General features: G+C 72.2%; 27 protein-coding genes and 1 tRNA gene. 18 read left to right on the top strand and 10 right to left on the bottom strand.

Features of this window, described 5'->3' with window-relative positions:
- The coding region (locus N801_RS09215) for a RecB family exonuclease (RefSeq protein WP_035936662.1) at window positions 1–691 on the top strand (691 nt) is incomplete at its 5' end.
- On the opposite strand, the gene N801_RS09210 is transcribed toward N801_RS09215, so the two are convergent.
- Complete coding sequence (locus tag N801_RS09210; protein WP_084108570.1) at window positions 657–2,135, bottom strand: macrolide 2'-phosphotransferase; 1,479 nt, start codon at window positions 2,133–2,135, stop codon at window positions 657–659. The two genes, N801_RS09215 and N801_RS09210, sit on opposite strands and share 35 nt — an antisense overlap.
- Window positions 2,136–2,175: 40 nt before the next feature.
- On the opposite strand from N801_RS09210, the gene nudC reads away from it, so the two are divergent.
- Window positions 2,176–3,120 carry an NAD(+) diphosphatase gene (gene nudC, locus N801_RS09205; protein ID WP_035936660.1) on the top strand — a complete coding sequence of 315 codons (945 nt, stop codon included), beginning with the start codon at window positions 2,176–2,178 and terminating at the stop codon, window positions 3,118–3,120.
- A 10-nt stretch (window positions 3,121–3,130) separates the two neighbouring features.
- Here the strand turns inward: nudC and N801_RS09200 are convergent, their stop codons facing one another.
- Entirely contained in the window at window positions 3,131–3,391 is a 261-nt protein-coding gene (locus tag N801_RS09200; protein ID WP_035936656.1) for a mycoredoxin, read from the bottom strand.
- 58 nt (window positions 3,392–3,449) lie between these two features.
- Between N801_RS09200 and N801_RS09195 the strand changes: the two genes are divergently transcribed.
- The 7 genes from N801_RS09195 to N801_RS09170 all read left to right on the top strand — a co-directional run bounded on the left by N801_RS09195 (window position 3,450) and on the right by N801_RS09170 (window position 8,414).
- Window positions 3,450–5,600: an ATP-dependent DNA helicase UvrD2 gene (locus N801_RS09195; RefSeq protein ID WP_035936654.1), complete on the top strand. Its 2,151-nt coding sequence runs from the start codon at window positions 3,450–3,452 to the stop codon at window positions 5,598–5,600.
- A gap of 166 nt (window positions 5,601–5,766) precedes the next feature.
- Window positions 5,767–5,994 (top strand): hypothetical protein, encoded by a 228-nt coding sequence (locus N801_RS09190; protein WP_035936649.1) that lies wholly within the window; start codon window positions 5,767–5,769, stop codon window positions 5,992–5,994.
- Between the two features lie 145 nt (window positions 5,995–6,139).
- Window positions 6,140–6,427, top strand: coding sequence for a WhiB family transcriptional regulator (locus N801_RS09185; protein ID WP_035936647.1), 288 nt, complete (start codon window positions 6,140–6,142; stop codon window positions 6,425–6,427).
- Window positions 6,428–6,493: 66 nt separating this feature from the next.
- The gene (locus tag N801_RS21760; RefSeq protein WP_281175683.1) at window positions 6,494–6,625 is read left to right on the top strand and encodes a hypothetical protein; all 132 of its coding nucleotides are present in this window, start codon (window positions 6,494–6,496) and stop codon (window positions 6,623–6,625) included.
- A 274-nt stretch (window positions 6,626–6,899) separates the two neighbouring features.
- On the top strand, window positions 6,900–7,397 hold the full coding sequence (locus N801_RS09180) for a cysteine dioxygenase (RefSeq protein ID WP_035936645.1): 498 nt from the start codon (window positions 6,900–6,902) through the stop codon (window positions 7,395–7,397).
- Window positions 7,394–7,807: a rhodanese-like domain-containing protein gene (locus N801_RS09175; RefSeq protein WP_035936641.1), complete on the top strand. Its 414-nt coding sequence runs from the start codon at window positions 7,394–7,396 to the stop codon at window positions 7,805–7,807. Before N801_RS09180 ends, N801_RS09175 begins: the two co-directional genes overlap by 4 nt.
- A gap of 31 nt (window positions 7,808–7,838) precedes the next feature.
- The gene (locus tag N801_RS09170) at window positions 7,839–8,414 is read left to right on the top strand and encodes an HhH-GPD-type base excision DNA repair protein (RefSeq protein ID WP_035936639.1); all 576 of its coding nucleotides are present in this window, start codon (window positions 7,839–7,841) and stop codon (window positions 8,412–8,414) included.
- A gap of 52 nt (window positions 8,415–8,466) precedes the next feature.
- On the opposite strand, the gene N801_RS09165 is transcribed toward N801_RS09170, so the two are convergent.
- The 3 genes from N801_RS09165 to N801_RS21010 all read right to left on the bottom strand — a co-directional run bounded on the left by N801_RS09165 (window position 8,467) and on the right by N801_RS21010 (window position 10,728).
- The gene (locus N801_RS09165; protein ID WP_035936636.1) at window positions 8,467–9,801 is read right to left on the bottom strand and encodes an ABC1 kinase family protein; all 1,335 of its coding nucleotides are present in this window, start codon (window positions 9,799–9,801) and stop codon (window positions 8,467–8,469) included.
- Window positions 9,798–10,409, bottom strand: coding sequence for a hypothetical protein (locus N801_RS09160; RefSeq protein WP_035936634.1), 612 nt, complete (start codon window positions 10,407–10,409; stop codon window positions 9,798–9,800). Before N801_RS09160 ends, N801_RS09165 begins: the two co-directional genes overlap by 4 nt.
- Window positions 10,410–10,566: 157 nt before the next feature.
- Window positions 10,567–10,728: a DUF5679 domain-containing protein gene (locus N801_RS21010; protein WP_009775774.1), complete on the bottom strand. Its 162-nt coding sequence runs from the start codon at window positions 10,726–10,728 to the stop codon at window positions 10,567–10,569.
- 152 nt (window positions 10,729–10,880) lie between these two features.
- On the opposite strand from N801_RS21010, the gene N801_RS09155 reads away from it, so the two are divergent.
- Window positions 10,881–11,447, top strand: a complete 567-nt coding sequence (locus N801_RS09155) for a M48 metallopeptidase family protein (RefSeq protein ID WP_035936632.1) — start codon at window positions 10,881–10,883, stop codon at window positions 11,445–11,447.
- A gap of 6 nt (window positions 11,448–11,453) precedes the next feature.
- Here the strand turns inward: N801_RS09155 and N801_RS09150 are convergent, their stop codons facing one another.
- On the bottom strand, window positions 11,454–12,053 hold the full coding sequence (locus N801_RS09150; RefSeq protein ID WP_052112794.1) for an NUDIX hydrolase: 600 nt from the start codon (window positions 12,051–12,053) through the stop codon (window positions 11,454–11,456).
- Window positions 12,050–13,474, bottom strand: a complete 1,425-nt coding sequence (locus N801_RS09145) for a zinc-dependent metalloprotease (protein ID WP_035936629.1) — start codon at window positions 13,472–13,474, stop codon at window positions 12,050–12,052. The genes N801_RS09150 and N801_RS09145 overlap by 4 nt, the downstream gene beginning before the upstream one ends.
- An 89-nt stretch (window positions 13,475–13,563) precedes the next feature.
- Between N801_RS09145 and N801_RS09140 the strand changes: the two genes are divergently transcribed.
- The gene (locus N801_RS09140; protein WP_084108567.1) at window positions 13,564–14,019 is read left to right on the top strand and encodes a molybdenum cofactor biosynthesis protein MoaE; all 456 of its coding nucleotides are present in this window, start codon (window positions 13,564–13,566) and stop codon (window positions 14,017–14,019) included.
- A complete protein-coding gene (locus N801_RS09135) occupies window positions 14,016–15,155 on the top strand; it encodes a YlbL family protein (protein ID WP_245618323.1) in 1,140 nt (379 codons plus the stop codon). Before N801_RS09140 ends, N801_RS09135 begins: the two co-directional genes overlap by 4 nt.
- Window positions 15,156–15,159: 4 nt before the next feature.
- Here N801_RS09135 and N801_RS09130 read toward each other — a convergent pair whose 3' ends face one another.
- Window positions 15,160–15,696, bottom strand: a complete 537-nt coding sequence (locus N801_RS09130) for a PPA1309 family protein (protein WP_035936626.1) — start codon at window positions 15,694–15,696, stop codon at window positions 15,160–15,162.
- Between the two features lie 89 nt (window positions 15,697–15,785).
- Here N801_RS09130 and N801_RS09125 point away from each other — a divergent pair, with 89 nt between their 5' ends.
- A complete protein-coding gene (locus tag N801_RS09125) occupies window positions 15,786–18,908 on the top strand; it encodes a UPF0182 family membrane protein (protein WP_035936624.1) in 3,123 nt (1,040 codons plus the stop codon).
- Between the two features lie 107 nt (window positions 18,909–19,015).
- A tRNA-Met gene (locus tag N801_RS09120) sits at window positions 19,016–19,092 on the top strand.
- A gap of 111 nt (window positions 19,093–19,203) precedes the next feature.
- Here the strand turns inward: N801_RS09120 and N801_RS09115 are convergent.
- Window positions 19,204–19,566, bottom strand: coding sequence for a hypothetical protein (locus N801_RS09115; RefSeq protein ID WP_035936621.1), 363 nt, complete (start codon window positions 19,564–19,566; stop codon window positions 19,204–19,206).
- A 307-nt stretch (window positions 19,567–19,873) separates the two neighbouring features.
- On the opposite strand from N801_RS09115, the gene N801_RS09110 reads away from it, so the two are divergent.
- The 3 genes from N801_RS09110 to N801_RS09100 are packed head-to-tail and all read left to right on the top strand — an operon-like array spanning window position 19,874 to window position 23,950.
- On the top strand, window positions 19,874–21,259 hold the full coding sequence (locus N801_RS09110) for an NAD(P)/FAD-dependent oxidoreductase (RefSeq protein ID WP_035936619.1): 1,386 nt from the start codon (window positions 19,874–19,876) through the stop codon (window positions 21,257–21,259).
- 49 nt (window positions 21,260–21,308) lie between these two features.
- Entirely contained in the window at window positions 21,309–22,595 is a 1,287-nt protein-coding gene (locus N801_RS09105) for a M16 family metallopeptidase (RefSeq protein ID WP_035936613.1), read from the top strand.
- The gene (locus N801_RS09100; RefSeq protein ID WP_035936611.1) at window positions 22,592–23,950 is read left to right on the top strand and encodes a M16 family metallopeptidase; all 1,359 of its coding nucleotides are present in this window, start codon (window positions 22,592–22,594) and stop codon (window positions 23,948–23,950) included. The genes N801_RS09105 and N801_RS09100 overlap by 4 nt, the downstream gene beginning before the upstream one ends.
- 13 nt (window positions 23,951–23,963) lie before the next feature.
- Here N801_RS09100 and hisN read toward each other — a convergent pair whose 3' ends face one another.
- On the bottom strand, window positions 23,964–24,746 hold the full coding sequence (gene hisN, locus N801_RS09095) for a histidinol-phosphatase (protein WP_035936608.1): 783 nt from the start codon (window positions 24,744–24,746) through the stop codon (window positions 23,964–23,966).
- Window positions 24,747–24,941: 195 nt separating this feature from the next.
- Here hisN and N801_RS09090 point away from each other — a divergent pair, with 195 nt between their 5' ends.
- Complete coding sequence (locus tag N801_RS09090; RefSeq protein WP_035936604.1) at window positions 24,942–26,606, top strand: peptide ABC transporter substrate-binding protein; 1,665 nt, start codon at window positions 24,942–24,944, stop codon at window positions 26,604–26,606.
- Window positions 26,607–26,794: the final 188 nt, after the last annotated feature.

The following is a 26,794-nucleotide window of genomic DNA, read 5'->3' as shown; positions in this document are numbered from 1 at the left end:
CTCGGCGCAGGGGACCGGGCCGTGGGCGCGCGAGACGGAGGTCCTGCTCGCCGAGCGGGCGGCCCGGCAGGCGCGGCACGCCGACGTCGTCGAGCTCCCCTCCCACCTGTCCGCGTCGTCGCTCGTCGCGCTGGCCCGTGACCCCGCTCGGTTCACCGACGAGCTCCGGCGGCCCATGCCCTCGGCGCCTGCCGGGGCCGCCCGTCGGGGCACGGCGTTCCATGCCTGGGTCGAGTCGCACTACGCCCGCGCGGCCTTCGTCGACGTCCTCGACCTGCCGGGCAGCGCCGACGAGGACCCCATGAGCGACGAGGAGCTGCCCGCCATGCGCGAACGCTTCCTCGCCAGCCCGTGGGCGGGGCGGCACCCCGCCGAGATCGAGACCGCGCTCGAGACGGTCATCGACGGCGTCGCCATCCGCGGACGCGTCGACGCGGTCTTCGCGGACGTCGAGGGCGCCGACTGGGTCATCGTCGACTGGAAGACCGGGCGCAAGCCCGCCGGCGAGGCGGCCCGGGTGCGCGCCCTCCAGCTGGCGGCGTACCGGGTCGCCTGGTCGCGGCTGCGGGGGGTCGAGCCGGAACGCGTCCGGGGCGCGTTCTACTACGCAGGGAGCGGCGAGACGGTCTGGCCCGAGCTCGTCGGCGAGGCCGAGATCAGCGCTCTCCTGTCGGCCGTTCCGGGTCCGTGACCTCGGGCTCGGCCTCGTCGGGCTGGGCGTCGTCGGGCCGCGTGCTCGCGTCGTCCTCGGGTCGCGTGCCCTCGGCGTCGGTCCCCGTGGGCTCGTCGACCACGTCGTCGGCGAAGGCGGAGTCGTCGGAGTCGTCGGAGTCGTCGGAGTCCTCGCGCGCGACCTCGATGGCGACGGTCGGCTCGGAGCGCAGGGTGCGAGGCGTCCAGGCGACCTCGTCGTCCGGAGAGAGGTCCTCGACGACGACGTCCTCCGGCTCGTGCGGCGCCACCGCCTCGTCGACCACGTCCTCCGGGTCGCCGACGGCGCTCTCGCCGTCCCGGTCCGCGACGGCGGCGGAGTCGGCCTCGGCGCTGTCCGCGCCCGCACTCGAGTGGTCCTCGTCCGTGCCCGCGGTGGACTGCTCGAACTCGACGCCGTCGTCCTCGTCGTCCTCCTCCACGATGGGCGGGGGCGTCGACCGGGCGCGCAGCGCGACCGGCGTGAGCGAGGTGCGGCGGTAGTCGTCGGCGGTGTCCTCCGCGTGCACCTCGTCGTCGAGCCGGCGCAGCCGCGTCGAGAGTCCCTCGATGGCGGCCTCGTCGCCACGGGCGTCGGCGCGCATCAGCTCGGCCAGGACGCCGAGCTCGGCGGCGAGCCGGGCCCGGACGAGCAGGTTGGGGTCCGGGCGCTCGACCCGCGCATGGGCGTAGGCCTCGGCGACCGTCTCGACGGTGGCCGGGTCGGCCTCGTTGACGATGGCGGCGAAGTCGTCGGCCGGGTCCGCGACCTTGGCGTCCTCCCAGCCGGTGATCCCCCGGATCCGCCCGGTGGAGGCGTCGGAGTCGTCCTCGAAGACGGCGAGGACGTGCTCACCGGTGAGCGAGCCGTGCACCGGGGTCGGCGCGAAGCGCCAGAGCCCGACGTCCTCGAGGGCTCGCTCCCACCGCGCGAGCAGCCCGGTCGGCACCCGACCGGACTCGGCGGCGCGGTCGAGCTCGGCGAGTCGCCGGGTGCGGTACGAGTCGGTGTCGTAGGTCGGCATCCCGGCCTCGTCGAAGAGGCGGACGTCGGTGTTGTGCAGGGCGGCGAGCGCGCGACCGAGGTCGGCGGCCGGCCCCGGTCCGGCGGGCAGCTCGTCGAAGGCGAGGTTGTGGCCGGGAAGGAACGGGTAGACCATCGCTCGGCCACCGCCCTTGAGCTCGACGAACCCGCGGGGCACGGGGATGGCGAAGGGCACCCGCCGGGCGAGCATCTGGAGCAACGTCACGCTGAGGTCCATGCGGGCCCCGGCCGCCTCGGTGCGCGGCGCCCGCACGACCCAGCGCCGGTGCTCGCTGTCCTGGACGAAGGCGACGTCGTAGTCCTGCTCGGCGACGCTCGGGAGTGCCTCGACGCTCACCGGGTCCAGGCCGGGGACGGCGGCACTGGCCAGGGCGGCGAGAAAGGTCGGGGTGCGTTCCACGCGCTCACCGTATGCCGTGTGGCGGCCTAGGGTGGTGAACGTGGCCACAGCAGCAGCGAGTCTTCCCTCCTTGGCCCTCTCCCGTGGTGGTCTCGACCGCCGCAGCGAGCTGCGCACCGAGCCGGGACTGCTCGAGCAGCTCCTCGACGACCCGGGGACCCGCGTGCTCGAGCTGGTCGACGGGCGCGCGGACGTCGAGGAGCACGGCGACGACGCCGAGGTCTCGCTGCGCTACCGGTCCCCGGAGGCCGGAGACCGTGGCCGCTTCGTCGCGTACCTCGGCCACGACGCACCGGCGGGCGGGACGGCATACGTGCTCTCGGTCGCGGACGACAGGGCGAACCCGGACGGTGACCGGCGCAGCGGACTGCGCGCCGTGGGCGCCCGGCTCGGGGACCTCGACGCGGGCGTCCTCACGACGGCGACCGGTCTGGCGAACTGGCACCGGAGCCACACGTTCTGTCCGAGGTGCGGGTCGCCCACGCAGCCGGCCCGGGCGGGCTGGATCCGGGTGTGCCCGGTCGACGCGAGCGAGCACTACCCGCGCACCGACCCGGCCGTGATCATGTCGGTGGTCGACGCCGACGACCGGCTCCTGCTCGCGCGCGGGGTCGGCTTCGCGGCGCAGGGGATGTCGGTGCTGGCGGGCTTCGTCGAGCCGGGGGAGAGCCTGGCGGCGGCCGTGGCGCGCGAGGTGTACGAGGAGGTGGGGGTGCCCGTCGAGGACGTGACCTACCTCGGGGACCAGCCGTGGCCCTTCCCCTCCTCGCTCATGGTCGGGTTCACGGCGCGGGCGGTCTCCACCGAGCTGCGGCTCCAGGAGGACGAGATCGAGGCGGCGCGGTGGTTCGACCGCGAGCAGCTGCGGGCTGCCGTCGAGGACGGGTCGCTGCGCATCTCCAGCCGGATCTCGATCGCCCGCCGGCTCATCGAGCACTGGTACGGCGAGGAGATCGACGTCCCCGACACGACCCTGAGGGGCTGAACGGACGGGCTCAGGCGCTGAGGCGCTGCTTGACCTCGGCGAGCGACGGGTTCGTGGCGGCGGTGCCGTCGGGGAAGACCACGGTCGGCACGGTCTGGTTGCCGCCGTTGACCTGCATGACGTAGACCGCGGCGTCCTCGTCGTGCTCGATGTCGACGACCGACACCTCGATGCCCTCGCGGTCGAGCTGCGACTTGAGCCGGCGGCAGTAGCCGCACCACGTGGTCGAGAACATCGTCACGGTTCCGGCGGCAGGCGTGTGGTGGCTCATGGGGCTCCTGTGGACGGTCGGGGAGGGCAGGTCGGACGCTCCACCTAGGATCTCATCGATGTCCCCGCTGCCCGCACACCCCTCCGCCGACGCGGTCCTCGACGGCCTCGACCCGGAGCAGCGCGAGGTCGCCGCCAACCCGTCCGGGCCCATGGTCGTGCTCGCCGGCGCCGGGACCGGCAAGACCCGCGCCATCACGCACCGGATCGCGTATGCCGTCCTCTCCGGTGCGCAGCAGCCGCAGCGCACGCTCGCGGTCACCTTCACCGCCCGGGCCGCGGGCGAGATGCGCACCCGCCTGCGTGACCTCGGCGTCGGCGGGGTGCAGGCCCGGACCTTCCACGCGGCGGCGCTGAGGCAGCTGCACTACTTCTGGCCGCAGGCCATCGGGGGCGCGGCGCCGGAGGTCATGCCGCACAAGGCCGGGGCGGTGGCCGAGGCCGCCGGGCGGCTCCGGTTGCGCTTCGACCGCACCGGGCTGCGCGACCTCGCCGCCGAGGTCGAGTGGGCCAAGGTGAGCATGCTGACCGCCGAGACCTATGCCGCCGCCGCCCGCGGCGCGGGCCGCGAGGCGCCGGGCCTGGACCTCACGGCGATGTCGCGGGTCATCACGGCCTACGAGGAGGTCAAGGCGGAGCGCGGGGTGATCGACTTCGAGGACGTGCTCCTCGTCCTCGCGGGCATCCTCGACGAGAACGACACGGTCGCGCGCGCGGTCCGCGAGCAGTACCGCAGCTTCGTCGTCGACGAGTACCAGGACGTCAACGCGCTCCAGCAGCGGCTCCTCGACCTGTGGCTGGCCGACCGCGACGACATCTGTGTCGTGGGCGACCCGGCCCAGACGATCTACTCGTTCACCGGGGCCTCCCCGGTGCACCTGCTCGGCTTCCGCTCGCGCCACCCGGGCGCCCGCCAGGTGGAGCTCGTGCGCAACTACCGCTCGACGCCCGAGATCGTCGGGCTCGCCAACCTCGTGCTCCGCTCCCCGAGCGGCGGGCGCCGCAGCGGGTCGGTCGTCCTCGAGGCGCAGCGGGCCACCGGTGTGGTCCCCTCCCTCGTCCAGCACAGCGACGACCCGGCCGAGGCCGCGGCCGTCGCCGCCCAGGTCGCGGACCTCATCGCGGACGGCTCCGCCCCCGCCGATGTCGCGGTGCTGTTCCGCACCAACGGCCAGTCCGAGCTCGTGGAGTCCGCGCTCGCGGACCGGGGCATCCCCTACCTCGTGCGCGGCGGCGAGCGGTTCTTCCAGCGCAGGGAGGTGCGGGAGGCCATCGTCCTCATGCGTGGCGCCGCCCGCTCCGACGACGGGTCGGTGCCGCTGCCCGACCTCGTGCGTGACGTGCTCCTCGGTGCCGGGTGGTCGCGCGACGCCCCGGCCGCGGGCGGGGCCTCGCGCGAGCGCTGGGAGTCGCTGACCTCGCTCGCCGCGCTGGCGGACGACGTCTTCGCGGCCGACGGCGAGGCGCGGATGCCGGCCTTCGTCCGGGAGCTCGACGAGCGGATGGCCTCCCAGCACGCGCCGGCGGTGCAGGGCGTCACGCTCGCGTCGCTGCACGCCGCGAAGGGCCTCGAGTGGGGGACCGTCTTCCTCATCGGGTGCTCCGACGGCTACCTGCCGATCAGCATGGCGGACACGCCGGAGGCCATCGAGGAGGAGCGCCGGCTCCTCTACGTCGGCGTGACGCGTGCCCGGGACCGCCTCGTCCTGTCGTGGTCGGGGGCCCGGACCCCGGGGGCCCGGGCCACGAGGCGCCCGTCCCGGTTCCTCGACGGCACGGCGAGCATCCTCGGTGAGGGCGCTCGTTCGCAGCCCAAGCGGTCGTCGCGGGTCGGTGGTGCCGCCGGCACCAAGGGACCCAAGGTCCGCCGCCGCAGCACCTGTCGCACCTGCGGCGCCGACCTCGAGACCGCGGGGGAGCGCACGGTCGGGCGGTGCGCGTCCTGCCCGGCGACCTACGACGAGGCGACGTTCGACCGGCTGCGCGAGTGGCGGCTCGCCACGGCACGCTCGGCGAGCGTGCCGGCATACGTCGTCTTCACCGACGCGACGCTGACGGCCATCGCCGAGCAGACCCCGGCGGACCTGGCGGCGCTGTCGTCGATCAGCGGTGTGGGCCAGCGCAAGCTCGACCTCTACGCCAGCCAGGTCCTGGCCGTGCTGAGCGGTGAGACGCCCGAGTCCGTCGTCGCTGCTGCAGAAGATTACTGACTCGAAAACGGCTCTGGCACACCATGATGCGCCGCACGACCGTCCCTGCGGAGAAATCAACTCATTAATTCCGTTGCACCCCCTCGGCGCGACCCCCTAGCCTGATCTCACAGCACGGCAGCAGCCGTGCCATGACAGCACCATTTCAGTGAGGAGGGTTGGCCGCATGGAGATCACGAAGAGCATCGCAACGGACCACTTCGTCCCGTTCCGCACGCGTGAGCACCAGGGCGCTCTGCCGACCCTCGCGGCCACCAACGTGCCGGTCCAGGGGACGAGTGTGCCCGCTGCCGGAATGACGGTCGCCGCTCGCGGCACCGGCCTCCGCGCCGATGCAGCCTTCGTCCTCACCACGGGTGTTCTGTCCGCCGCCTCCTTGGCGTCGCCGCTGTAGCCACAGCAGCGACTGGCCTGCAGGCCGCGGAACCCACCCGGGATCCGCGGCCTTTTTCGTGCGTCCGTCGATCCACAGACATCACCAGACAACCGAACGAAGTACACGAACCGCCCCGACCGGGGCGGAGAAGGAGGTGACACCCGTGCAGCTGACCGACCTCATCGACGCACAGGAGTGCACTGTCCGACTCGGTGATTCCGTGCCCTGTCGCGAGAACGACGCCGAGCTCTGGTTCGCCGACACCCCGGTGGGCGTCGAGTTCGCCAAGGCCCTCTGCGGAACCTGCCCGATCAAGGACTCCTGCCTCATGGGTGCCCTCGAGCGCCAGGAGCCCTGGGGTGTCTGGGGCGGCGAGCTCTTCGAGCAGGGCGTCGTCATCCCCCGGAAGCGGCCCCGCGGCCGTCCGCGCAAGGAGCCCGTGGCGGCGTGACCGTCGACGACTCCACCACCTGACCACATGACCACATGACCACACACCCGGATCCTTGGAGGAGCCATGTACCGCAGGCGAATGCAGCAGGTTCGTCGCACCACGCACGAGCGGGACGCTCACGAGGCGCAACGCCGCGCGCAGGCGCACCTCGAGCGAGAGCGACTGCTCGCCGAGGTCCGCATGATCGTGCGATGACCGACCGAGTCGGCGCCGCTCCCCACGCCGGGAGCGGCGCCGTCCCCTGTCCGGGCAGGCGTCGTTGCCCACGTCCTGAGACTCGGACCCGGTGGTGATGGACGTCGGGAGGTTCGGGTGGTTCGTTCTTCCCATGTCGCCGACCGCAGCCGTCCGGATGTTCCCGGCCATGCCCGCTGCCGTCATGTGCTGTCGCTGTCGCTGTCGCCCCTGACGCAGGCACCATGTCGCGCTCCCGGCGCGCCCCGCAGACGACACCCCACCGGAGACATCCATGACCCTCGCACGACCCGCATCCGCCATCCCCGGCGTCAGCTCCTTCACCCCCGTCCAGCTGCTGCGCGTCGCCCGGCTCTTCGCCGCCGACCCGGAGCTGCCCGACCTGCTCCCCGCCCGCGTCGAGGACCCCAGCGGTCGGCGCTGGCACCAGCTCGCCGAGACCCCCCACCTCCAGCTCTGGCTCATCGAGTGGCCACCCGGGGCCGGCACGGGGTTCCACGACCACGGCGGGTCGCGCGGCGCGATCACCGTGGTCCGCGGCTCGCTCACCGAACGCCAGGTCGTCCACGGCGACCTCCACGCCCGGGTGCTCACGGAGGGGGAGGGCCGCGCCTTCGGGGCCAACCACCTGCACGACGTCCGCAACGACTCGGAGGAGGCGGCCTTGAGCGTTCATGCGTACTCGCCCCGGCTGGACCAGATGACCCACTACGACGTCGTCGACGGCGCACTCGTCCTGTCCGGTGTCGAGCAGCGGGGCGAGGGCTGGTGAGCGGGCACGGCATCGAGGAGATGCTCGTGAGGGCCCGAGCCGGGCTCGAGCGGGTCTCGGCACGGGAGGCGTGGCGCGAGGTCCGGTCCGGCGCCGCGTGGCTCGTCGACATCCGCCCCTCCGGGCAGCGTGCCGCCGAGGGTGAGGTGGCTCCGGGCCTCGCGCCGCTGGTGGTCGAGCGCAACGTCCTCGAGTGGCGTTTCGACCCCCGGCAGGAGGTGGCGCTGCCCGGCGTCGCGTACGACACCCGCGTGATCGTCATGTGCCAGGAGGGCTACACGTCCAGCCTCGCCGCCGACGCCCTGCGCTCCCTCGGACTGTCGCGGGCGACGGATCTCGTCGGCGGGTTCGCGGCCTGGCGCGGGGAGGGCCTGCCGATGGCCCGGTCGGCGTCGGACCGACCCGCGTGAGCCCACACCCGCTGCGTCCTAGTCTGGGCGCATGGTCACCTTGACGATCGCCCAGGACGCCGCTGCCGACCAGGTGCTCAGCGAGGACCCGTTCGCGCTGCTGACCGGGATGCTGCTCGACCAGCAGTTCCCGATGGAACGCGCCTTCGCCGGTCCCGCCAAGGTCCTCGACCGGTTCGGCACGCTCGACGTCGCCGCCATCGCCGCCGCCGACCCGGAGGCGTTCGCCGACCTGTGCGCGACCCCGCCCGCGGTGCACCGCTACGGACGGTCGATGGCCGGGCGGATCCAGGCCCTGGCGACGGTCGTGCGCGACGAGTACGACGGTGACGCCAGCCGCATCTGGACCGGGGCGGGCAGCGGCGCCGAGCTCTTCACCCGGCTCACCAGGCTGCCCGGGTTCGGTGAGCAGAAGGCCCGGATCTTCGTGGCCCTGCTCGCCAAGCAGCTGGGCGTCCGCCCGCCGGGCTGGGAGCGGGCCGCCGGTGCCTACGCCGAGGAGGGCAGCTTCCGGTCGGTCGCGGACGTCGTCGACGCGGAGTCGCTCCAGAAGGTGCGGGACTTCAAGAAGGCGGCCAAGGCCGAGGCCAAGGCGGCCAAGGCCTGACCGCTGCAGACCGGCATCGCCGAGGACGGTCAGGGCACCGTATGCCGTCCGCTCACGTCGCGGCCGGGAGCCGGTCCTCGTCGATGCCCGGAACGTGGGCGACGATGAGGTCGCGCATGGGCACGGTGCCGCCGACCTGGCTGAGCACGCCGATGCAGCCGAGCCACACCCGGTGGATGAGCAGGTAGTCCGGGGGGAGGTTGAAGCGCAGGCTGACGAGGAACTCCTCGCGCCTCGGGTCCTGGATGGTCGCGGACACCGAGCGGAGCCAGCTCCGGCTGAACGTGAAGGTCTCGTGCTCGAGCGGCGCGACGAACGTCTGCATGAAGTGCATGAGCGCCGCGTCGGAGACGTCGACCGTGGGCCGGATGAAGCCGGCCCGGCGCAGCACCTCGCCGAGCGCCGGCTCGTCGCCGGCGAGGGTGGCGGTGATGATCTCGCCCATCGTCGACGGCATGCCGCCGGGCAGGCGGTTGACCGCGCCGAAATCCATGACCCCCAGTCGTCCGTCAGGGGTGATCCGGAAGTTGCCCGGGTGGGGGTCGGCGTGGAGCAGGCGCGCGCGGTTGGGACCGCGCAGCAGGAACTCGAGGTAGAGGCTCGAGGCCTGGTCGCGCTCGGCCGGCGTCCCGTGGGAGATCACCTGCGAGAGCGGGCGGCCCTCGACCCACTCCGAGACGATGACCTGCGACGAGTGGGCGAGGACGTCGGGGACGAAGGCGTCGGCGTCGTCGCGGAAGGCCTTGGCGAACACCCTCTGGTGGCGCGCCTCGAGGTCGTAGTCGAGCTCCTCGCTCATCCGGGCCTTGACCTCGTCGAGGATCGGTCCCATGGCGATGCCGGGGATCCACGCCCCGGCCAGGCGCGCCACGCGCGACAGCTGGGTGATGTCGGAGAGCAGGGCCTCCCCGGCCCCGGGGTACTGGATCTTGACCGCGACGTCGCGGCCGTCGCGCCACACGGCGCGGTGCACCTGACCGATGGAGGCGGCGGCGACGGGCTTGTCCTCGAACGACTGGAACTTCGCCGTGCGCCAGCGCGGCCCGAGCTGCTCGGCGAGGATGGCGTGGACCCGGTCGACGGCCATCGGCGGGGCGGCGTCCTGGAGCTTGGTGAGGGTGGCGCGGTAGGGCCCGGCCAGCTCCTCGGGCATTGCGGCCTCCATGACGGAGAGGGCCTGGCCGAACTTCATCGCCCCGCCCTTGAGCTCCCCGAGCACGGCGAAGAGCTGCTCCGCGGTGCGCGCCTGGAGCTCGGCGGCGATGGCCTCGGCCGGAGCCCCGCCGACGCGGCGACCGAGTCCCACCGCGGCCCGGCCCGCATGGCCCAGCGGCAGTCCGACCAGCTTCGCGGTGCGCTTCAGCGACCGCCGCGGGATCTCACTCACCCGGCCATTGTGTCCTGACCGGGGCCAGGCCACGACGGCGCCACCCCGGCAGCGCACTCGGTGCAGAGCGGGTGCCTGCCCCAGTGGCGGTGGACCACGCTCGGGCCCTCGACCTCGATCTCCGTCGACACCCCCGCGAGGCGCGAGGTGCCCGCGACGGCGGCGAGCACGACGGTGGCCGTCACCGCGGCGGTGAGGACGCCGAGACTGCCCGAGGGGAGCCTGACCCGGTCGAGGGAGGCGTGCCTCGTGCAGGGGGCGCCGATCGAGTCGAGGTCGTGCGCGGTGAGGGCGCGGCACCGCCAGCAGGCCCCGGTGCCGGGGACGACGAGGGGTCCGACGACGGCGACCCGCCCGTCGCACGTCACCGGGAGGTGCGGGACTCCGGCGCGGTGCCAGGGCGTGGTCGCCTCGAGGGCCACCGTGTGGGTGTCGACGAGGACCACGGCGGCCGGGCGCTCGCTCGGGCTGAGGGCTAGCAGGGACTCGGCGGCGTCGGCGGCGTACGCCCCACCGTGGACCCGGGCGGCGCCGGCGAGCCTGAGCTGTCGGCAGATCTCGTCGGGGAGGCCGCCGCGGCCGTCCACGACGATCGCCGGCTGGGCCATCGCTGCCTCCCGGGGACGTGTGGTTCCGCCAATCTGGCACAGCCCGCCCGGCCGGCTGCGCCGTCGTCCACAGCCGTCGTCCACAGCCGTCGGCCCCGGACGCGACGCGGCCCCCGGTGGTCACCGGGGGCCGCGGGAGAACGAGGGGGCTGGGCGCTCAGGCCTTGCCGAGGATGCGGTTGAGGTTGGTCCCGCAGACCGGGCACTTGCCCTTGGCCATGCGGCGGCCGTTGTCGGACACGACGACGTTGCCCTCGGCCTCGCGCTTCTCCTTGCACTTCACGCAGTAGAACTCGCCCTTGTAGGTCTCGTCTGCCATTGCAACTCCTTGGTCGTGGTGCCGCGGTGAGCGGCGATGACCCTTGCACCCTAGACCAGCCTGAGCACGGATTCGTGCTCAGCCACGCTCCGTGGTCCGGCACGCCGCGCCCGCCTCCGGAGGATGACAGGGGGCTGCCCTACCGTGGAGACGTGAGCACCGAGGACGTCGAGGTCCGCCGCAGTGCGCGGCGTCGACGCACCGTGAGCGCGCGCCGCGAGGCCGGACGGGTGGTGATCCTCATCCCCGCGTCGATGAGCCGGAGCGAGGAGCGCGTCTGGGTGGCCCGGATGCTCAAGAAGCTCGAGGCGGGCGAGCGGCGCCGCCGCCCCAGTGACACCGACCTGCTGGCCCGGGCGAGCGACCTCTCTGCGCGCTACCTCGGCGGGCACGCCCGGCCCTCGAGCATCAGATGGGTGTCCAACCAGCGCTCCCGCTGGGGGAGCTGCACCCCGGCCGACGGCTCGATCCGGCTCTCCGACCGGCTCCGGGGCATGCCCTCGTACGTCGTCGACTACGTCATCCTGCACGAGCTCGCTCACCTGCTCGTCGCGGGGCACAACCGGGACTTCTGGACGCTCCTGCGGTCCTACCCCCGGCTCGAGAGGGCGCGCGGGTTCCTCGACGGGGTCGCCCTGGCCCAGGGCCTCGACATGGCCGACGACGTCGACGAGCCGGACGACGCGACGGGCGTCGAGGACGTCACGGTCACCGCCTGACGGTGTTCACAGGTCGAGGGCCAGCCTGGCCGCGTCGACCAGCGCGCCGAGCTCGGCACGGGTGCCCTGGGGCAGGCGCGAGGTCGGCCACCACGCCACCTCGAGCGACTCCTCGCCGGTGGTCGGGGTCGAGGTGCGGTCGAGCACCGCGGCGAAGCGCACGTCGAGGTGCTCCCGGCAGTGCACGAAGTCACCGTGCAGGATGTGCCGGTCGAGCTGGACCACGACCGGCGCGGGCGTCACAGTCGGGATGCCGGACTCCTCGCGCGCCTCGCGGGTCGCCGCCGCGTGCAGGTCGACGTCACCGACGTCGAGGTGGCCGCCGAACTGGAACCAGCTCCTGGCCCGACGGTGGTGGGTGAGCAGCACGTGCTCGGCGTCCGGGCTCAGCACGAGGCAGCTGGCGGTGAGGTGCTCGGGTGGCCCCGCCTTGGCCACGCCGTCCGGGTGCCGGTGGAGGTGCTCGAGGTAGGCCGCCCTGAGGGCGTCCTGTCGCTCGTCCGGCGCGTGCCACGACCCGAGCGTGGCTCGTGCCTGCGCGTGCAGGTGCGCGAAGGCCGCGCTCACGGCCGGGTCGGCGGACCTGGTGGAGACGTCCCGGGTCACGAGCCGGGACGGTCGTCGGTCGAGTCGCCGGGCGCCTCGCCGCGCAGCAACGCGTCCAGCTCGGCGTCCATGTCGCTCGTCGACGGCGCACCCTGGCGCTCGACGTAGCCCAACGGGTCGTCGAGGTCGGCGGCGTCGGGAGCGACGTCGGGGTGGTCCCACGCGGCGTCGCGCATCGTCGCGCCACCGGAGGCCTCGAGGGCGGCGAAGAGGTTGGCGGCGTCGCGCAGCCGGCGGGGGCGCAGGTCGAGCCCGACCAGGGCGGCGAAGGTCTTCTCGGCCGGCCCGCCGCTGGCGCGGCGACGACGCACCGCCTCGCCGAGCGCATCCGCCTGGGGGAGGTGGGCCCTGACGGCGGCAGCCGTCACGACGTCGACCCACCCCTCGACGAGGGCGAGGAGGGTCTCGAGCCGGAGCAGTGCGGCCTTCTGGGCCGGCGACTGCTCGGGGGCGAAGAGCCGACCGGCGATCGCCTGCTGCATCGCGTCCGCGTCCGTGGGGTCGATCGAGCGCAGCCCCTCCTCGATCGCGTCGGTGTCGATGGTCGTGTCCCGGGCGTAGTCGCGGACCGCGGCGAGCACCTGGGGGGCCAACCACGGGACGGCGTGGAACAGGCGGGTGCGGGCGCTCTCGCGCACGGCGAGGTGGAGCCTGGCCTGCGGCACGTCGATCTCGAGGCCTTCCGCGAACGCGGCGATGGCCTCGGGCATGAGGACGACGTCGGGTGCGGCGACGAGCGGCAGCGACACCTCGCACCCGGTGAGGACCTCGTCGGCCAGGGTCCCGACGGCCTGACCGAGCTGGAGCGAGAACATCGAGCCCTGCATCCGCCGGAGCATGGGCCCCATCTGCCCCATGAGGGCGGCGGGGTTGGTCCCGGGCGGCACGAGCCCTTCGGGCAGGCCACCCTCGCCGAGCGAGCCGAGCTGCTTGGTGATCGCGGCACCCATCGCGTCGCTCACCCCGACCGCGATGGGGTCGACGAGCTCGCGCCAGACCGGCATGGTCGCCTCGACCCACTCCGCGCGGCTCCAGGCCCGGCCGACGAGGCCCGAGTGGTCGACGTCCGTGACCGCGTCGAGCCAGAGGTTGGCGACGTCCACGGCCTGCCGGGTGTCGCTGACGATCGACGCCGCGACGCTCGGGTCGCCCTTGGCGGCCACGGTCCTGCGGGCGATGTCCGTCGCGGCGGCCACGTCGACCGACCCGCTCTCGTCGGCGCCGGCGAACATCGCCTGCACCTGCCCCGCCACCATCTGGAGCATCTGCGGGTCGACCTGGTCCAGTCCCATCCCGCGCATCATCTCGAGCATCTGCGGGTCGAGGGCCTGCCCACCGGTGAGGCCCCTGAGGACCTCCTCCAGCTCCGGGGGAATGCCCGAGTCCTCGGGCTCGTCCGGGCGGTCGGGCGAATCGGTCACTGCGGGACTCCTGGTGGTGGCGGTGAGAGGATGTGGTCTCATCAGTACCCAACCATGAATGGTCCGGCGATAGTTCCGAGGAGAAGCTCGTGCAGCACGACCCGAGCAGCGCCCCCGTGGCCACAGGGACGGTCGCCCTCGCCGAGATCCGCGAGCAGCCCCTGTCGGTCGACGAGGTCATCGCCGCGGTGCAGGACCCGGGCTGCGGTGGGATCACCGTGTTCGTCGGGGTGGTGCGCGACCACGACCGGGGTCAGGACGTCTCCTCGCTCGACTACTCGGTGCACCCGAGCGCCCAGGAGCGCCTGACCGAGGTGGCCGAGCTGGTCGCCCTGCGCTCGGACGCCGTTCGGGTCGCCGCGCTCCACCGGAGCGGACACCTCGAGGTGGGTGACGTGGCCGTGGTCGTCGCCACCTCGGCTCCTCATCGGGACGCGGCGTTCGCGTCGTGCCGCGACCTCATCGACACCCTCAAGGCCGAGGTCCCCATCTGGAAGCACCAGCACCTCGGCGACGGCGCCACCGAGTGGGTCGGACTGACGTGAGCACGTCCGAGCCCGCTGCCGAGGACCACGGCAGCGCCTCCGAGCGTGCGGCGGCACCTGCCGGGGCGGACGCGCCGAACCGCTACGCCGTGAGCCGACGGAGCGGGGGCCTGCTGACGATGCTGTTCCTCGCGATCGCGCTCGGTGCGGGCATCTCCCTCATCCCCTTGCCCTACGTGGTGCTGGTGCCGGGACCCGTCGCCAACACGCTCGGCGAGCTGGACGGCGAGCCGATCATCCAGGTGAAGGGTGCGACCACCTACCCCGCCAAGGGAGCCCTCGACTTCACCACGGTCCAGGTCCTCGGCGGCCCGGGCAACCGCGTCGACGCGTTCGACCTCGCCGTGGCCGCCCTGCGCGACGACCGCGAGGTCTTCCGGCGGGAGGAGTTCTACCCCGAGCCGGTGACCCGCGAGGAGATCCAGCAGGAGAACGCGGCCGAGATGGTCGACTCCCAGGAGGTCGCGGCCGCGATCGCGCTGCGGGAGACGGGTCGAGAGGTTCCGGAACGGGTCGTCATCTCGCAGCTGGCCGAGGGGTCTCCCGCCACCGGCGTCCTCGAGGCGGGCGACCAGTTCGTCTCCGTGGCGGGCGTCGCGACCCCCGATGCGGCCGCGGTCCAGACCGCCGTCCGCGCCCAGAAGGCCGGCGAACCCATCGCCGTCGTCGTCCGGCGCGACGGCGCCGAGAAGGCCCTGTCCGTCCCGACGCGGGACAACGACGGCACGACGGTCGTCGGCGTGATGCTCGGGCGCGAGTACGACCTGCCCGTCGACGTGACGATCACGGCCGGTGGGGTGGGTGGGCCGTCGGCGGGGACGATGTTCACCCTGGCCGTCTACGACGTCCTCACACCCGGCGACCTCACCGGTGGGAAGCGCATCGCGGGCACCGGCACGATGGAGCCGGACGAGTCCGTCGGCCCCATCGGGGGCATCCGCCAGAAGTTGGCCGGGGCGAGCGACGGGGGAGCGGACTACTTCCTCGCCCCCCAGGACAACTGCGACGAGGTCGTCGACCACGTGCCCGACGGGCTCACCGTCGTGCGGATCGGCACCTTCGACGACGCCCTCGGCGCGGTCCGGGCCATCGCGGCCGGCAGGGCCGACTCCCTGCCCGGCTGCTCGGCCGGCTGACGCGTCAGTCGGTCAGGGTCGCGCGCAGCGCCGCGACGAGCCCGGGTGCGATGTCGCTCCCGGTGGCCACCCGGTCGTCGCTGTCGTGCTCCCGCTGGCGGAGCAGGCAGATGCTCGCCCCGTCACGCGTGGCCGCCGCGAGCAGCCTGACGTCACGCCGGTCGGGGTGCCCGGCCAGCTCGGCCACCGCCGCGTCGCGGTCGGACGGGAGGTCGCGCTCGGCGTCGGGTGGGACGACCAGACGTTCCACGACGATCGCGCAGCCGACCACCGTGTCCGGCCAGGCGATCTGGGCGAGGAGCGACTCGATCGAGTCGGTCTCGGGGAGGTCCTCCTGCTCGATGGCCGTGAGGGCGCCCTCGATCTGGTCCGACACGGTGAGCCCTGCGGCGAGCTGGGGCTCGCGGGTGAGCAGCTCAGCCGTCGGCACGAGGGCGAACAGGCGCGGCGGCTGGTCCCAGCCGGCCGACCCGACATGGCGTTCGGTGTCGAGGGCGGCGATCGAGAGCGGGTCGGTCACGGGCTGCGAGGCGCGGGTCACGGACCCATCGTGCCGCACACATGTTGGGAAGATAGGTTGGCCCCTCCAGCCCGGGTTCGCTCGGGGAGCTGCGCGATGTGGAGTCAGAAGTGAGCCGGCCAGAGTGGTTCGACGGGATCAACCCCGACGACGCGGACAAGGGAGCCGGAGCGCCGGGCGGGCGCGACGGTGAGGGATCGAGCCGCCCCGGGGGTCCCGGCAACGGGGGCGCCGGCTTCGGCAGGCCGGTGCGGCCCGGGGGATCCGGGGCGCCGCCGAAGCGCGGACCCCTGGGCACGACGCTGGCGATCCTCGCCGGGCTCGCCGTGCTGCTGCTCATGGCCGCGGGTGTGGTCACCGACATCTGGTGGTACGACTCCGTCGGCTTCCGCGACGTCTTCGTCACCCAGCTCGGGACCCGCGTCCTGCTGTTCGTTGCCGCGTTCATCCTCACCGCCGGCGCGGTCGGCGCAAGCCTCGTGACGGCATACCGGACTCGTCCGCTGCGCATCGCGCCCTCGCCGTCCGCGCAGGTGCTCGACCAGTACCGCCAGGTGCTCGACCCGCTGCGTCGCCTGGCGACGGTCGTCATCCCCTCGATCCTCGGCCTGCTGGCGGGCGCTGCCGCCATGGGGGCGTGGAAGACGTTCCTGCTGTGGCGCAACGCCGTTCCGTTCGGCACCAACGACCCGCAGTTCGGCCTCGACGTCGGCTTCTACGTCTTCACGCTGCCGTGGCTGCGCTTCCTCGTCAGCTTCTTCACGGTCGTCCTGCTGCTCGCGCTCATCGCCGCCGCCTTCACCCACTACGTCTACGGCGGACTGCAGCTGCCCGGTCGCGGCACGACGACCCGGGCCGCCTTCATCCAGATCGCGACCATCGCCTCGCTGCTGGCCCTCGTGCGCGCGGCCGCCTACTGGCTCGACCGCTACAGCCTCACGACCCACGAGTCCCGGCTCATCACCGGCATCACCTACACCGACGCCAACGCCGTCCTCCCGATCAAGGCGATCCTCGCGGTCGCGACGGTGATGTGTGCCGGCTTCTTCATCGCGTCGATCTGGACGCGCAGCTGGCGGCTGCCGCTCATCGGTGTCGGCCTGCTCACCGTGCTCTCCGTCGTCGCGGGCGGCCTCTACCCGGCCGCCGTCCAGTCGCTCAAGGTGCGCCCCTCCGAGAAGTCGCTCGAGGCCCAGTACATCCAGCGCAACATCGACGCCACCCGCAAGGCGTTCGCCATCGACGGCATCGAGAAGACGCCGTACACGGCGACCACGGACGCCGCGCCCGGCCAGCTGCGCGCCGACGCCGACACCATTCCCGGCATCCGGCTCGTCGACCCCAACGTCGTCTCGCCGACCTTCCGCCAGTTCGAGGGACTGCGCCAGTACTACGCCTTCCCGGACATCCTCGACGTCGACCGCTACGCCATCGACGGCAAGAAGAGCGACTCCGTCGTCGCGGTCCGTGAGCTCAACCTCGCCGGGGTGCCCGAGGGCCAGCGCAACTGGCTCAACGACCACACCGTCTACACACACGGCTTCGGCTTCATCGGCGCCTACGGCAACCGCCGCACGAGCGAGGGCGACCCCCAGTTCTTCTCCAGCGGCTTCTCGACCAAGGGCCCGATGGGAGCGGAGTACGAGCCGCGGATCTACTTCGGCGAGGAGTCGCCCACGTACTCGATCGTCGGGGCCCCGGAGGGTGCCAAGCCGCGCGAGTTCGACTTCCCGGACGACCAGGGCGAGGGTGGCCAGGCCAACACCACGTACGAGGGCAAGGGCGGTGTCGCCATCGGCTCGTTCCTGCGCAAGATCGCATATGCCGTGAAGTACCGCGAGCCGAAGTTCCTCCTGTCCGACGCGGTCAACGGCGAGTCCCGACTGCTCGACCACCGCCAGCCGCGGGAGCGGATCGAGCGCGTGGCGCCGTTCCTCACCATCGACGGCAACGCCTACCCCGCGGTCGTCGACGGACGCGTGAAGTGGATCGTGGACGCCTACACGACCACCGCCCGCTACCCCAACAGCCGCCTCACCGAGCTCGAGGAGGCGACGTCGGACTCGGTGAGCGAGCGCTCCAATGTCGTCGTCGCCGGTGCGGGGCAGGTCAACTACATCCGCAACTCGGTCAAGGCCACGGTCGACGCCCACGACGGCGCCGTGAAGCTCTACGGCTGGGACACGACCGATCCCATCCTCAAGGCGTGGAGCAAGGCCTTCCCGGGAGCGGTGTCCCCGCTGTCCGAGATGTCCTCCCAGCTCATGTCGCACGTGCGCTACCCGCAGGACCTGTTCAAGGTCCAGCGCCAGCTGCTCGCGAGCTACCACGTGACGGACGCCAACTCGTACTACGGCGGTGGCGACTTCTGGAAGGTCCCCAAGGACCCGACGCACGCCTCGCAGGACCAGCCCGTCTACTACCAGTCCCTCAAGATGCCGGACCAGAGCGCCCCCGCGTTCTCGCTCACGACGACGTTCATCCCGTCGGGCAGCGGGCGTGAGATCCTGCGCGGCTTCCTCGCCGTCGACTCCGACGCCGGCACGGCAGCGGGCAAGCCGGCGGCGGGCTACGGGTCGATGCGCCTGCTCGAGCTGCCGCGCAACTCGGCCGTCGACGGGCCGGGCCAGGTGCAGAACCAGATCGAGGTCTCGACGGCCCGTTCGCAGAGTCCCAGCGAGCCGCTCAACCTCAGCCAGTTCATCGCGCAGAACCGGCAGTCGGGCAAGACCCTCACCTACGGCAACCTCCTCACGCTCCCCGTCGGTGAAGGTCTGCTCTACGTCCAGCCCATGTACGTCCAGGCCTCCCGCGAGGGTGGCTCGTTCCCCCAGAACAAGGCGACCGTGGCGGTGTTCGGCAAGCGCATCGCCTGGGGTGAGACCCTCGACCAGGCGCTCGACGGAGTGTTCGGCGGCAACTCCGGCGCCAGCGCCGGGGACAGCGGCTCCGAGCCGACGACGCCGGGGACCACGCCTCCCGCGCCCGGGGCCCCGGTCGAGACCGCGGCGGCGCAGCTGGCCGAGGTCATCCGCGACATCGAGGCCGCCAACGCCGCCGGCCAGGCGGCGCTCAAGAAGGGCGACTTCGCGGCATACGGCGTGGCCCAGAAGGACCTGCAGGACGCGATCGCGCGAGCGGCCGCACTGAGTCCGCAGCTCGCCGTCCCCGCACCCTCGGGCTCGGCGACGCCGAGCCCGAGCGCGACACCCAGCCCCAGCGCGTCACCGTGACGCTCGCCGGTCCGACCCGTGGCGAGGTCGGACCGGCACCGATTTGGACCTCGGCGCGACGTCACGTACCGTGGTGCTTACCGAGAGGCCGCAAGGTCCTCACTCGTCGCGGGGTGGAGCAGCTCGGTAGCTCGCCGGGCTCATAACCCGGAGGTCGCAGGTTCAAATCCTGCCCCCGCTACCACGAAGACGACAGCAGGCCCGGACCAGAGGTCCGGGCCTGCTGCCGTGCACCCGAGACTCCCCGACTCGTCGTCGGACGGGCCTCGGGGGTGGTGCCCCGTGCCGGGACTGCCTAGCCGTGCGCCACGGGCCGGGTGGGAGTCCCATGACGGACCCAGCCGGCGTGGTCAACGAGCTCGACCGCCCAGAGGACGACCAGCGAACCCATGAACGTGGCGAGCAGTGCCGCGGCTGCTGCTGTCTCGGCGAACGCCAGGGCCGCCAGGCCCAGCGCCAGGGACACGATGGCGACCGCTGCCTCGAGCTTGCCGACCCGGTCGAGCGGGTCTCCCTTGCGGAGGACGAGGTATGCCGCCGCGCCGAGGATCAGCCCGACCGCGGACATCCCGCGCTCGTCCTCGACGAAGGGCATCTCGCCGTTGATGACGAATCCGACGTAGGGGATCCCGATGGCCAGGAACAGGAGACTGCCCACGACATCGCGCATTGTCTTTCGCATCTGATCTCACCTCCCTTCATTCCCAGTCTCGTCCGTCCACGGGACGCCGTGCCGGGTCGAAGGTCCTGTGCCCTCGGGCCCGATCGAGGACCGGGGTGGGCGCCGCTTTGCCCCGGCCCCGGCTCGGCCGTCCCGCTGGTCCGCGGTAGGATGAGGGCGTCGACAGGTGCATCACCGCAGTGGCCTGTCGCACACGACAACGGTGGGTCGGCGAATGCCTGGCTCACCGTTTCGTCATTTCTCCGGGTGGAGGTCACCCGGCAGCCTGGAGGAGGCACACACCATGGCCCCGCACCGCGTCGTCGTCATCGGATCCGGATTCGGTGGTCTCTTCGGCACGCAGGCGCTCAGGCGCCGCGACGACGTCGAGGTCACCCTCGTCGCCAAGACGACCCACCACCTGTTCCAGCCGCTGCTCTACCAGGTCGCGACCGGCATCCTGTCGGAGGGTGAGATCGCGCCGAGCACCCGCGAGATCCTGGCCCGCCAGAAGAACGCCCGGGTCATCCTCGGCACCGTCACCGAGCTCGACCTCGACGCCCGCACCGTGACGAGCGAGGTGCTGGGCCGCCGGACCGTCTCGACCTACGACACGCTGCTCGTCGCGGCCGGCGCCGGGCAGTCCTACTTCGGCAACGACCACTTCGCCGAGTACGCCCCGGGGATGAAGAGCATCGACGACGCCCTCGAGCTGCGCGGACGCATCTTCGGCGCCTTCGAGTGGGCCGAGCTCACGACGGCCCCCGCCGAGCGCGACCGCTACCTCACCTTCGTCGTCGTCGGGGCCGGTCCCACCGGGGTCGAGATGGCGGGCCAGATCGCCGAGCTCGCCCACCGCACCCTGCGGCGCGACTTCCGCGCCATCGACACGCGCACCGCGCGGGTCATCCTCCTCGACGCGGCGCCCCAGGTGCTCCCGTCCTTCGGTGACCGCCTCGGCGACGCGGCGAGGTCACGCCTCGAGAAGATGGGCGTCGAGGTCGAGCTGGGCGCCAAGGTCGTCGGGGTCGACTCGACGGGCCTCGAGATCGAGAAGGGCGACGGCACCCACCAGCGCATCGAGAGCGCGACCAAGGTGTGGGCGGCCGGGGTGCAGGCCTCGGAGCTCGCCACCCTGCTCGCCGCCCAGTCCGAGGCTGAGCTTGACCGGGCCGGCCGGGTCAAGGTCCTCCCGGACCTCACCCTCCCCGGCCGACCCGAGGTGTACGTCGTCGGCGACATGATGGCGCTCGACAACCTGCCGGGCGTCGCCCAGGTGGCGATCCAGGGCTCCCGCTACGCCGCCAAGCACCTCAAGGCCCGCCTCGACGGCAAGCAGGCGCCCGAGCCGTTCCGCTACTTCGACAAGGGGTCGATGGCGACGATCTCGCGGTTCAGCGCCGTCGCCAGCATCGGCAAGGCCCGCTTCTCCGGGTTCGCTGCCTGGGTGCTGTGGCTCGCGATCCACCTCGTCTACATCATCGGCTTCAAGCACCGGGTCACGACCCTGCTGCACTGGGCGGTCAGCTTCATCGGGCGCGGGCGCTCGGAGCGCACCGTGACGGCGCAGCAGATCATCGCGCGCAACATCATCCGCAAGATGCCGCCGGAGGACCTGCCGACCCTGCCGGTCGTCGCGTCCGACCACGTGCCCGCGGCCGACGGGCCGTCGGCGGAGCGGACCGGCTGACCCCACTCGCGGGGCCGGCGCGGTCGACGACGCCACGTAGGGTGGCCCAATGCCGCTCGACTACCCGGTCCACGAGCGCACCCTCACCAACGGGCTGCGTGTCGTCGTCTCACCGGACCCCAGCGTCCCCAACGTCACCGTCAACATCTGGGTCGGCGTGGGGTCACGCCACGAGGCGTCGGGACGCACGGGCTTCGCCCACCTCTTCGAGCACCTCATGTTCCAGGGCTCGCGCAACGTCCGCAGCGGAGAGCACTTCGAGGCGCTGATGGCGGAGGGTGGTCGGCTCAACGCGACGACGTGGTTCGACCGCACCAACTACTTCGAGACCGTGCCGAAGGGGGCCCTCGAGCTCGCCCTGTGGCTCGAGGCCGACCGCCACGGACACCTCCTCGACGCGGTCAACCAGGCCAACCTCGACAACCAGCGCGACGTCGTCAAGGAGGAGAAGCGCCAGCGCTACGACAACCAGCCCTACGGCAACGCGTTGATCGACGTGTATGCCGCGGTGTTCCCGGACGGCCACCCGTACCACCACTCGACGATCGGGTCGATGGAGGATCTCGACGCCGCGAGCGTCGACGACGTGCACGCGTTCTTCCGGGCGCACTACGCCCCGGACAACACCGTGCTCACCCTCTGCGGCGACGTCACCCCCGACGACGGGTTCGCCCTGGTGGAGCGGTACTTCGGCTCGATCGAGCAGAACGCGCAGACTCGTCGCCCACCGGTCGAGCCGCTCGGCCCGCTCACCGAACCGGTCCGGGTCGAGCGTCGCGAGGACGTCCCCAACGACCGGCTGCACATCGCGTTCCGGCTCCCCGTCGACGAGACCGAGGAGTTCAGCGCCGCGAGCCTGGCCCTCGACGCGCTCGGTGGTCTCGCCTCGTCGCGCCTCGTGCGGCGACTGGTCCGCCGCGAGCAGACCGCGCTCGGCGTCCACGCCACCTCGTGGGGCTTCGTCGACGGCGTCTCCCTCGGGTTCCTCGTCCTCGACGTGGCGGGCGAGTCCGACACCGACGCCGTCGAGGCGGCCCTGCTCGAGGAGCTCGAGCGCTTCGCCGTGGAAGGTCCGACCGAGGCCGAGATGGACGCGGCGATGGCCCAGGCGGAACGCGGCTGGCTGTCGATGCTGGCCAGCCAGGAGGAACGCGCCGACGCGCTGTCCCACTACGCCCTGCTCCACGGCGACCCGGGGCTCGTCAACACCCACCTCGACCGGCTGCGTGCCGTGACGCCCGAGCAGGTGCGGGCCGCGGCCGCTCGCTGGCTGCGCCCCGAGAGCCGCGCGGTGGTCGCCTACCGCGCCGACGTCGAGACCGAGGAGGTCGCATGAGCACCCTCGCCACACCACGGCCCGAGGTCGCGCCGCCGGGCCCGTGGGCCTTCCCACTGCCGCACGAGAGCGTGACCGACAACGGCATACGACTCCTCTCGTATGCCGTCCCCGGCCAGTACGTCATCTCGCTGCGCCTCGTCGTGCCGCTGTCCATCACCGACGAGCCCCGGGACCGGGAGGGCGTCGCGTCGATGACGGCCCGGCTCCTCGACGAGGGGACCGCGACCCACTCCAGCGAGGAGTTCGCCGAGCTCATGGAGCGCACCGGCATGGTCCTCGGTGCCTCCGTCACCGACGGCGCCCTCAGCGTCGACGTCGATGTGCCGCAACGGTTCCTGCCCGCCGCTCTGGACCTGCTGCGCCAGGTCGTCTCGGAGCCGGCCTTCCCGCCCGCGGAGGTCCACCGCATCCTGCGCAGCCGGCTCGCGGAGATCGAGCAGGAACGTGCCTCCGCCCCGCACCGTGCCGCGCGCGAGGTGACGGCGTCGCTCTGGGCGCCCACCGAGCGGGCGTCGCGCCCGACCGCGGGGACGACCGAGTCGGTCTCCGCCATCACCCGCGACGACGTCGTCGACTTCCACAGGACGCACGTGGGACCACGGGGCGCCACCCTCGTCGTGGCGGGCGACCTCGACGGGATTGACGTCGCCGGGGTCGTGAGCTCGGGTCTGGGTCGATGGACCAACCCGGACCACCTGCCGGCGACGCCTCCCCGTGCGCCCTCGCCCGCCGGGGGAGAGACCCGCGTCGTCCTCGTCGACCGACCGGGCTCGGTCCAGAGCGAGCTGTCGGTCGCCGCCCCCGGCCCCGACCGGTCGGTCGCCTCCGGGTGGGCTCCCTACCCGGTCCTCTCCTTCATCATCGGGGGCTCACCGAGCGCCCGTGTCGACGCGGTCCTGCGGGAGGACAAGGGCTACACCTACGGGATCCGGGCGGCCTTCCGCCCGCGCGCTCGAGGAGGCTCGTTCGTCACGGCCGGCTCGGTGCGCGCCGACGCCACCGTCGACGCCCTCCGGCTCCTCGTCGGGATCCTCGACACCGCCCGGGACGGGTTCTCCGACGAGGAGATCCGCTCCGGCGTCGACTACGTCGTGCAGACCGCCCCGGGTCGCTACGCCACCGCGGACGCCGTCGCCGACGAGGCCTCTGCCCTCGCCATCGAGGGGCTGCCGCTGGACTTCCAGACGACGACCCTGGCGGCGATGCGTGACCTGGACGCGGACCGGCTGGTGACGGCCTACGGAGCGGTCGCGACGGGGGCGTGGGTCATCGTCGTCGTCGGCGACGCCGCGACCCTGCGCCAGGGGATCGAGGGGCTGGGACTGGGCCCGGTCACCGTCGTGCCCAACTGAGGGAGGCCCCTCGTCAGAGTCCGATGCGCGACAGGACCTCGTCGTGGAGCAGTCCGTTGGTCGCGAGGGCGTTCCCCCCGAAGGGGCCGTCCTCGCCCCGCAACGACGTGAACCGGCCCCCGGCCTCGGTGACGATCGGGACGAGCGCGACCATGTCGTGCAGGTTGAGCTCGGGCTCCGCGGCGATGTCGACGGCGCCCTCCGCAAGAAGCATGTAGGACCAGAAGTCGCCGTAGGCCCGCTCCCGCCAGCAGTCGCGGGCGAGGTCGAGGACCGCCTCCTGGCGCCCGACGGCGTCCCACGACGTCATCGAGCTGCACGACAGCGAGGCGTCGCTGACCTGCGAGACCTTCGAGACGGAGAGTCGGGTCGCGGACGTGAGGCTGCGTCCGGCCCACGCGCCGCTGCCCACGGCCGCCCACCAGCGGCGGCCCAGCGCGGGCGCGGCCACGAGGCCGAGGACAGGCTTGCCGTCGTCGATGAGGCCGATGAGGGTGGCCCAGACCGGCACGCCGCGGACGAAGTTGTGCGTGCCGTCGATGGGGTCGATGACCCACTGGCGCGGCCCGTGCCCGGTGGGCTCCATCTCCTCGCCGATGACGGCGTCGCGCGGGCGGGTCCGCCTGAGCTGGCTGCGCACCAGCTCCTCGGCGCTGCGGTCGGCGTCACTGACGAGGGTGAGGTCCGGTTTCGACTCGACGACGAGGTCCTCGGCACGGAACCGGGACACGGTCAACCGCTCCACGGCGTCGGCGAGGACATGGGCGAGTCGCAGGTCGTCGTCGTAGGTCGGCACGTCGTCACCGTAGCCGCTTCGGGAGAGTCACAATCGGGTCTCGTGTCGGTCACGTCCCTCCTTTCCGCGGCCCAAGTGGGGTTGGGTAGGGACCGCGCGCCCTCCCCGGGGTTCGCGGGGGCCACCCGACCGGGACCGGCTCTCATTGATGTCCGTCCACTTCCCTGGGACGGATCGACACGTAGGAGGACATCCATGCGAGGAACCACTCGCACGGTGGCCGTTGCCGGCATCTCGGCGGCAGCGCTGCTGCTCGCAGGTTGCGGCGGCGGCGGCAACGAGGACAACGGCGACACCACTACTGGCACGGCGGCCAAGACCGGCGGAGCCATCACGGTTCGCGGTTGCAACCCCGAGAACCCCCTTGTCGCGGGCAACACGTCCGAGACGTGTGGTGGCAACGTTCTGGACATCGTCACGGCGAAGCTCGTCGAGTACAACGTCGAGACCGCTGCTCCCGAGAACGACATCGCGGAGTCGATCGAGACGACGGACAACCAGACCTTCACGGTCAAGCTCAAGAAGGACTACAAGTTCCACGACGGCACCGTCGTCAAGGCGAAGAACTTCGTCGACGCCTGGAACTACACCGCTTACGGTCCCAACGCCCAGCAGGGCTCGTACTTCTTCGAGCCCATCGAGGGCTACGCGGACCTCCAGTCCGAGGACCCGGACGGCGCAGAGGGCCCGGTGAAGGCTCCGGAGCCGAAGGCCAAGGAGATGACCGGGCTCAAGGTCGTCGACGACACCACCTTCACGATCAAGACCGCCGAGAAGGTCTCCAACCTTCCCGTCCGCCTCGGCTACACGGCCTTCGCGCCGCAGCCCGACGCGTTCTTCGCGGACCCGAAGACCTTCGGTGACAAGCCGATCGGCGCCGGTCCCTACAAGCTCGACGCCTGGACCAAGAACGCCGAGATCAAGCTCACCAAGTTTGCCGACTACAGCGGCAAGACCAAGGGCAACCTCGACACCATCACCTTCAAGATCTACCAGGACAGCAACGCGGCCTACGCCGACGTCCAGGCCAACCAGCTCGACGTGACCGACGAGGTCCCGGCCAGCGCCCAGATCGACGAGAAGTACAAGACCGACCTTCCGGACCGCAACCTCCAGAAGCCGGTCGGCGTCATCCAGACGATCACCACGGCCCCGGCGAAGGTGGACCCGAACTACGGTCCCGAGATCCGCAAGGCCATCTCCATGGCGATCAACCGCGAGGCGATCATCAAGGCGATCTTCAACGGCACGCGTGAGCCCGCCACCGGCTGGGTCTCCCCGGTCGTCGACGGCTACAAGGCCGACGTCTGTGGCGAGTTCTGCAAGTTCGACCCGGCCAAGGCCAAGGAGCAGCTCGCCAAGGCGGGCGGCTTCAAGGGCGGCAAGATGACCCTGTCGTACAACGCCGACGCATCGCACAAGGAGTGGACCGAGGCCACCTGCAACAGCATCAAGCAGGCGCTCGGCGTGGACTGTGTCGCGACCCCGGTCGTCGACTTCTCCACCTTCCGCACCCAGATCGGTGAGGGCAAGATGAAGGGCATGTTCCGCACCGGCTGGCAGATGGACTACCCGTCGATCGAGAACTTCCTCGCGCCGCTCTACGGCACGGGCGCCTCGTCGAACGACTCCGAGTACAGCAACCCCGACTTCGACGCCAAGCTCAAGGAGGCCGCTGCGGCCACCGACGCTGCCGAGTCGAACAAGCTGTACCAGGAGGCCGAGGCGATCATCGCCAAGGACATGGTCACCATCCCGCTGTGGTACTCCACGACCACCATGGGCTGGTCGGACAAGGTCACCAACGTCAAGGTCACGCCGTTCGGTGTGCCCGACTACGCGAGCATCTCGCTGAAGTGACCCCCCCGTGTCGGGTGAGCACCTGACCTGACATCAGCAGGCTGTCGGCCTGCCGGCATTCGCCGGCAGGCCGACAGCATGCCGGGGCCCGTCCTCCCCGCGAGCAGGACCGTGATCCAGACCGGACGCGCGGCAGCACCCCATGCCGATCAGCGTCAGGTATGTTCAGTTCTGGCCCGGCCCACGAG

Origin of the sequence: Knoellia aerolata DSM 18566 (genome assembly GCF_000768695.1) — a bacterium.
Lineage (GTDB): Bacteria > Actinomycetota > Actinomycetes > Actinomycetales > Dermatophilaceae > Knoellia > Knoellia aerolata.
Note: the sequence above shows the minus strand (reverse complement) of the source record. Positions and strands in the feature narration are given on the sequence as shown.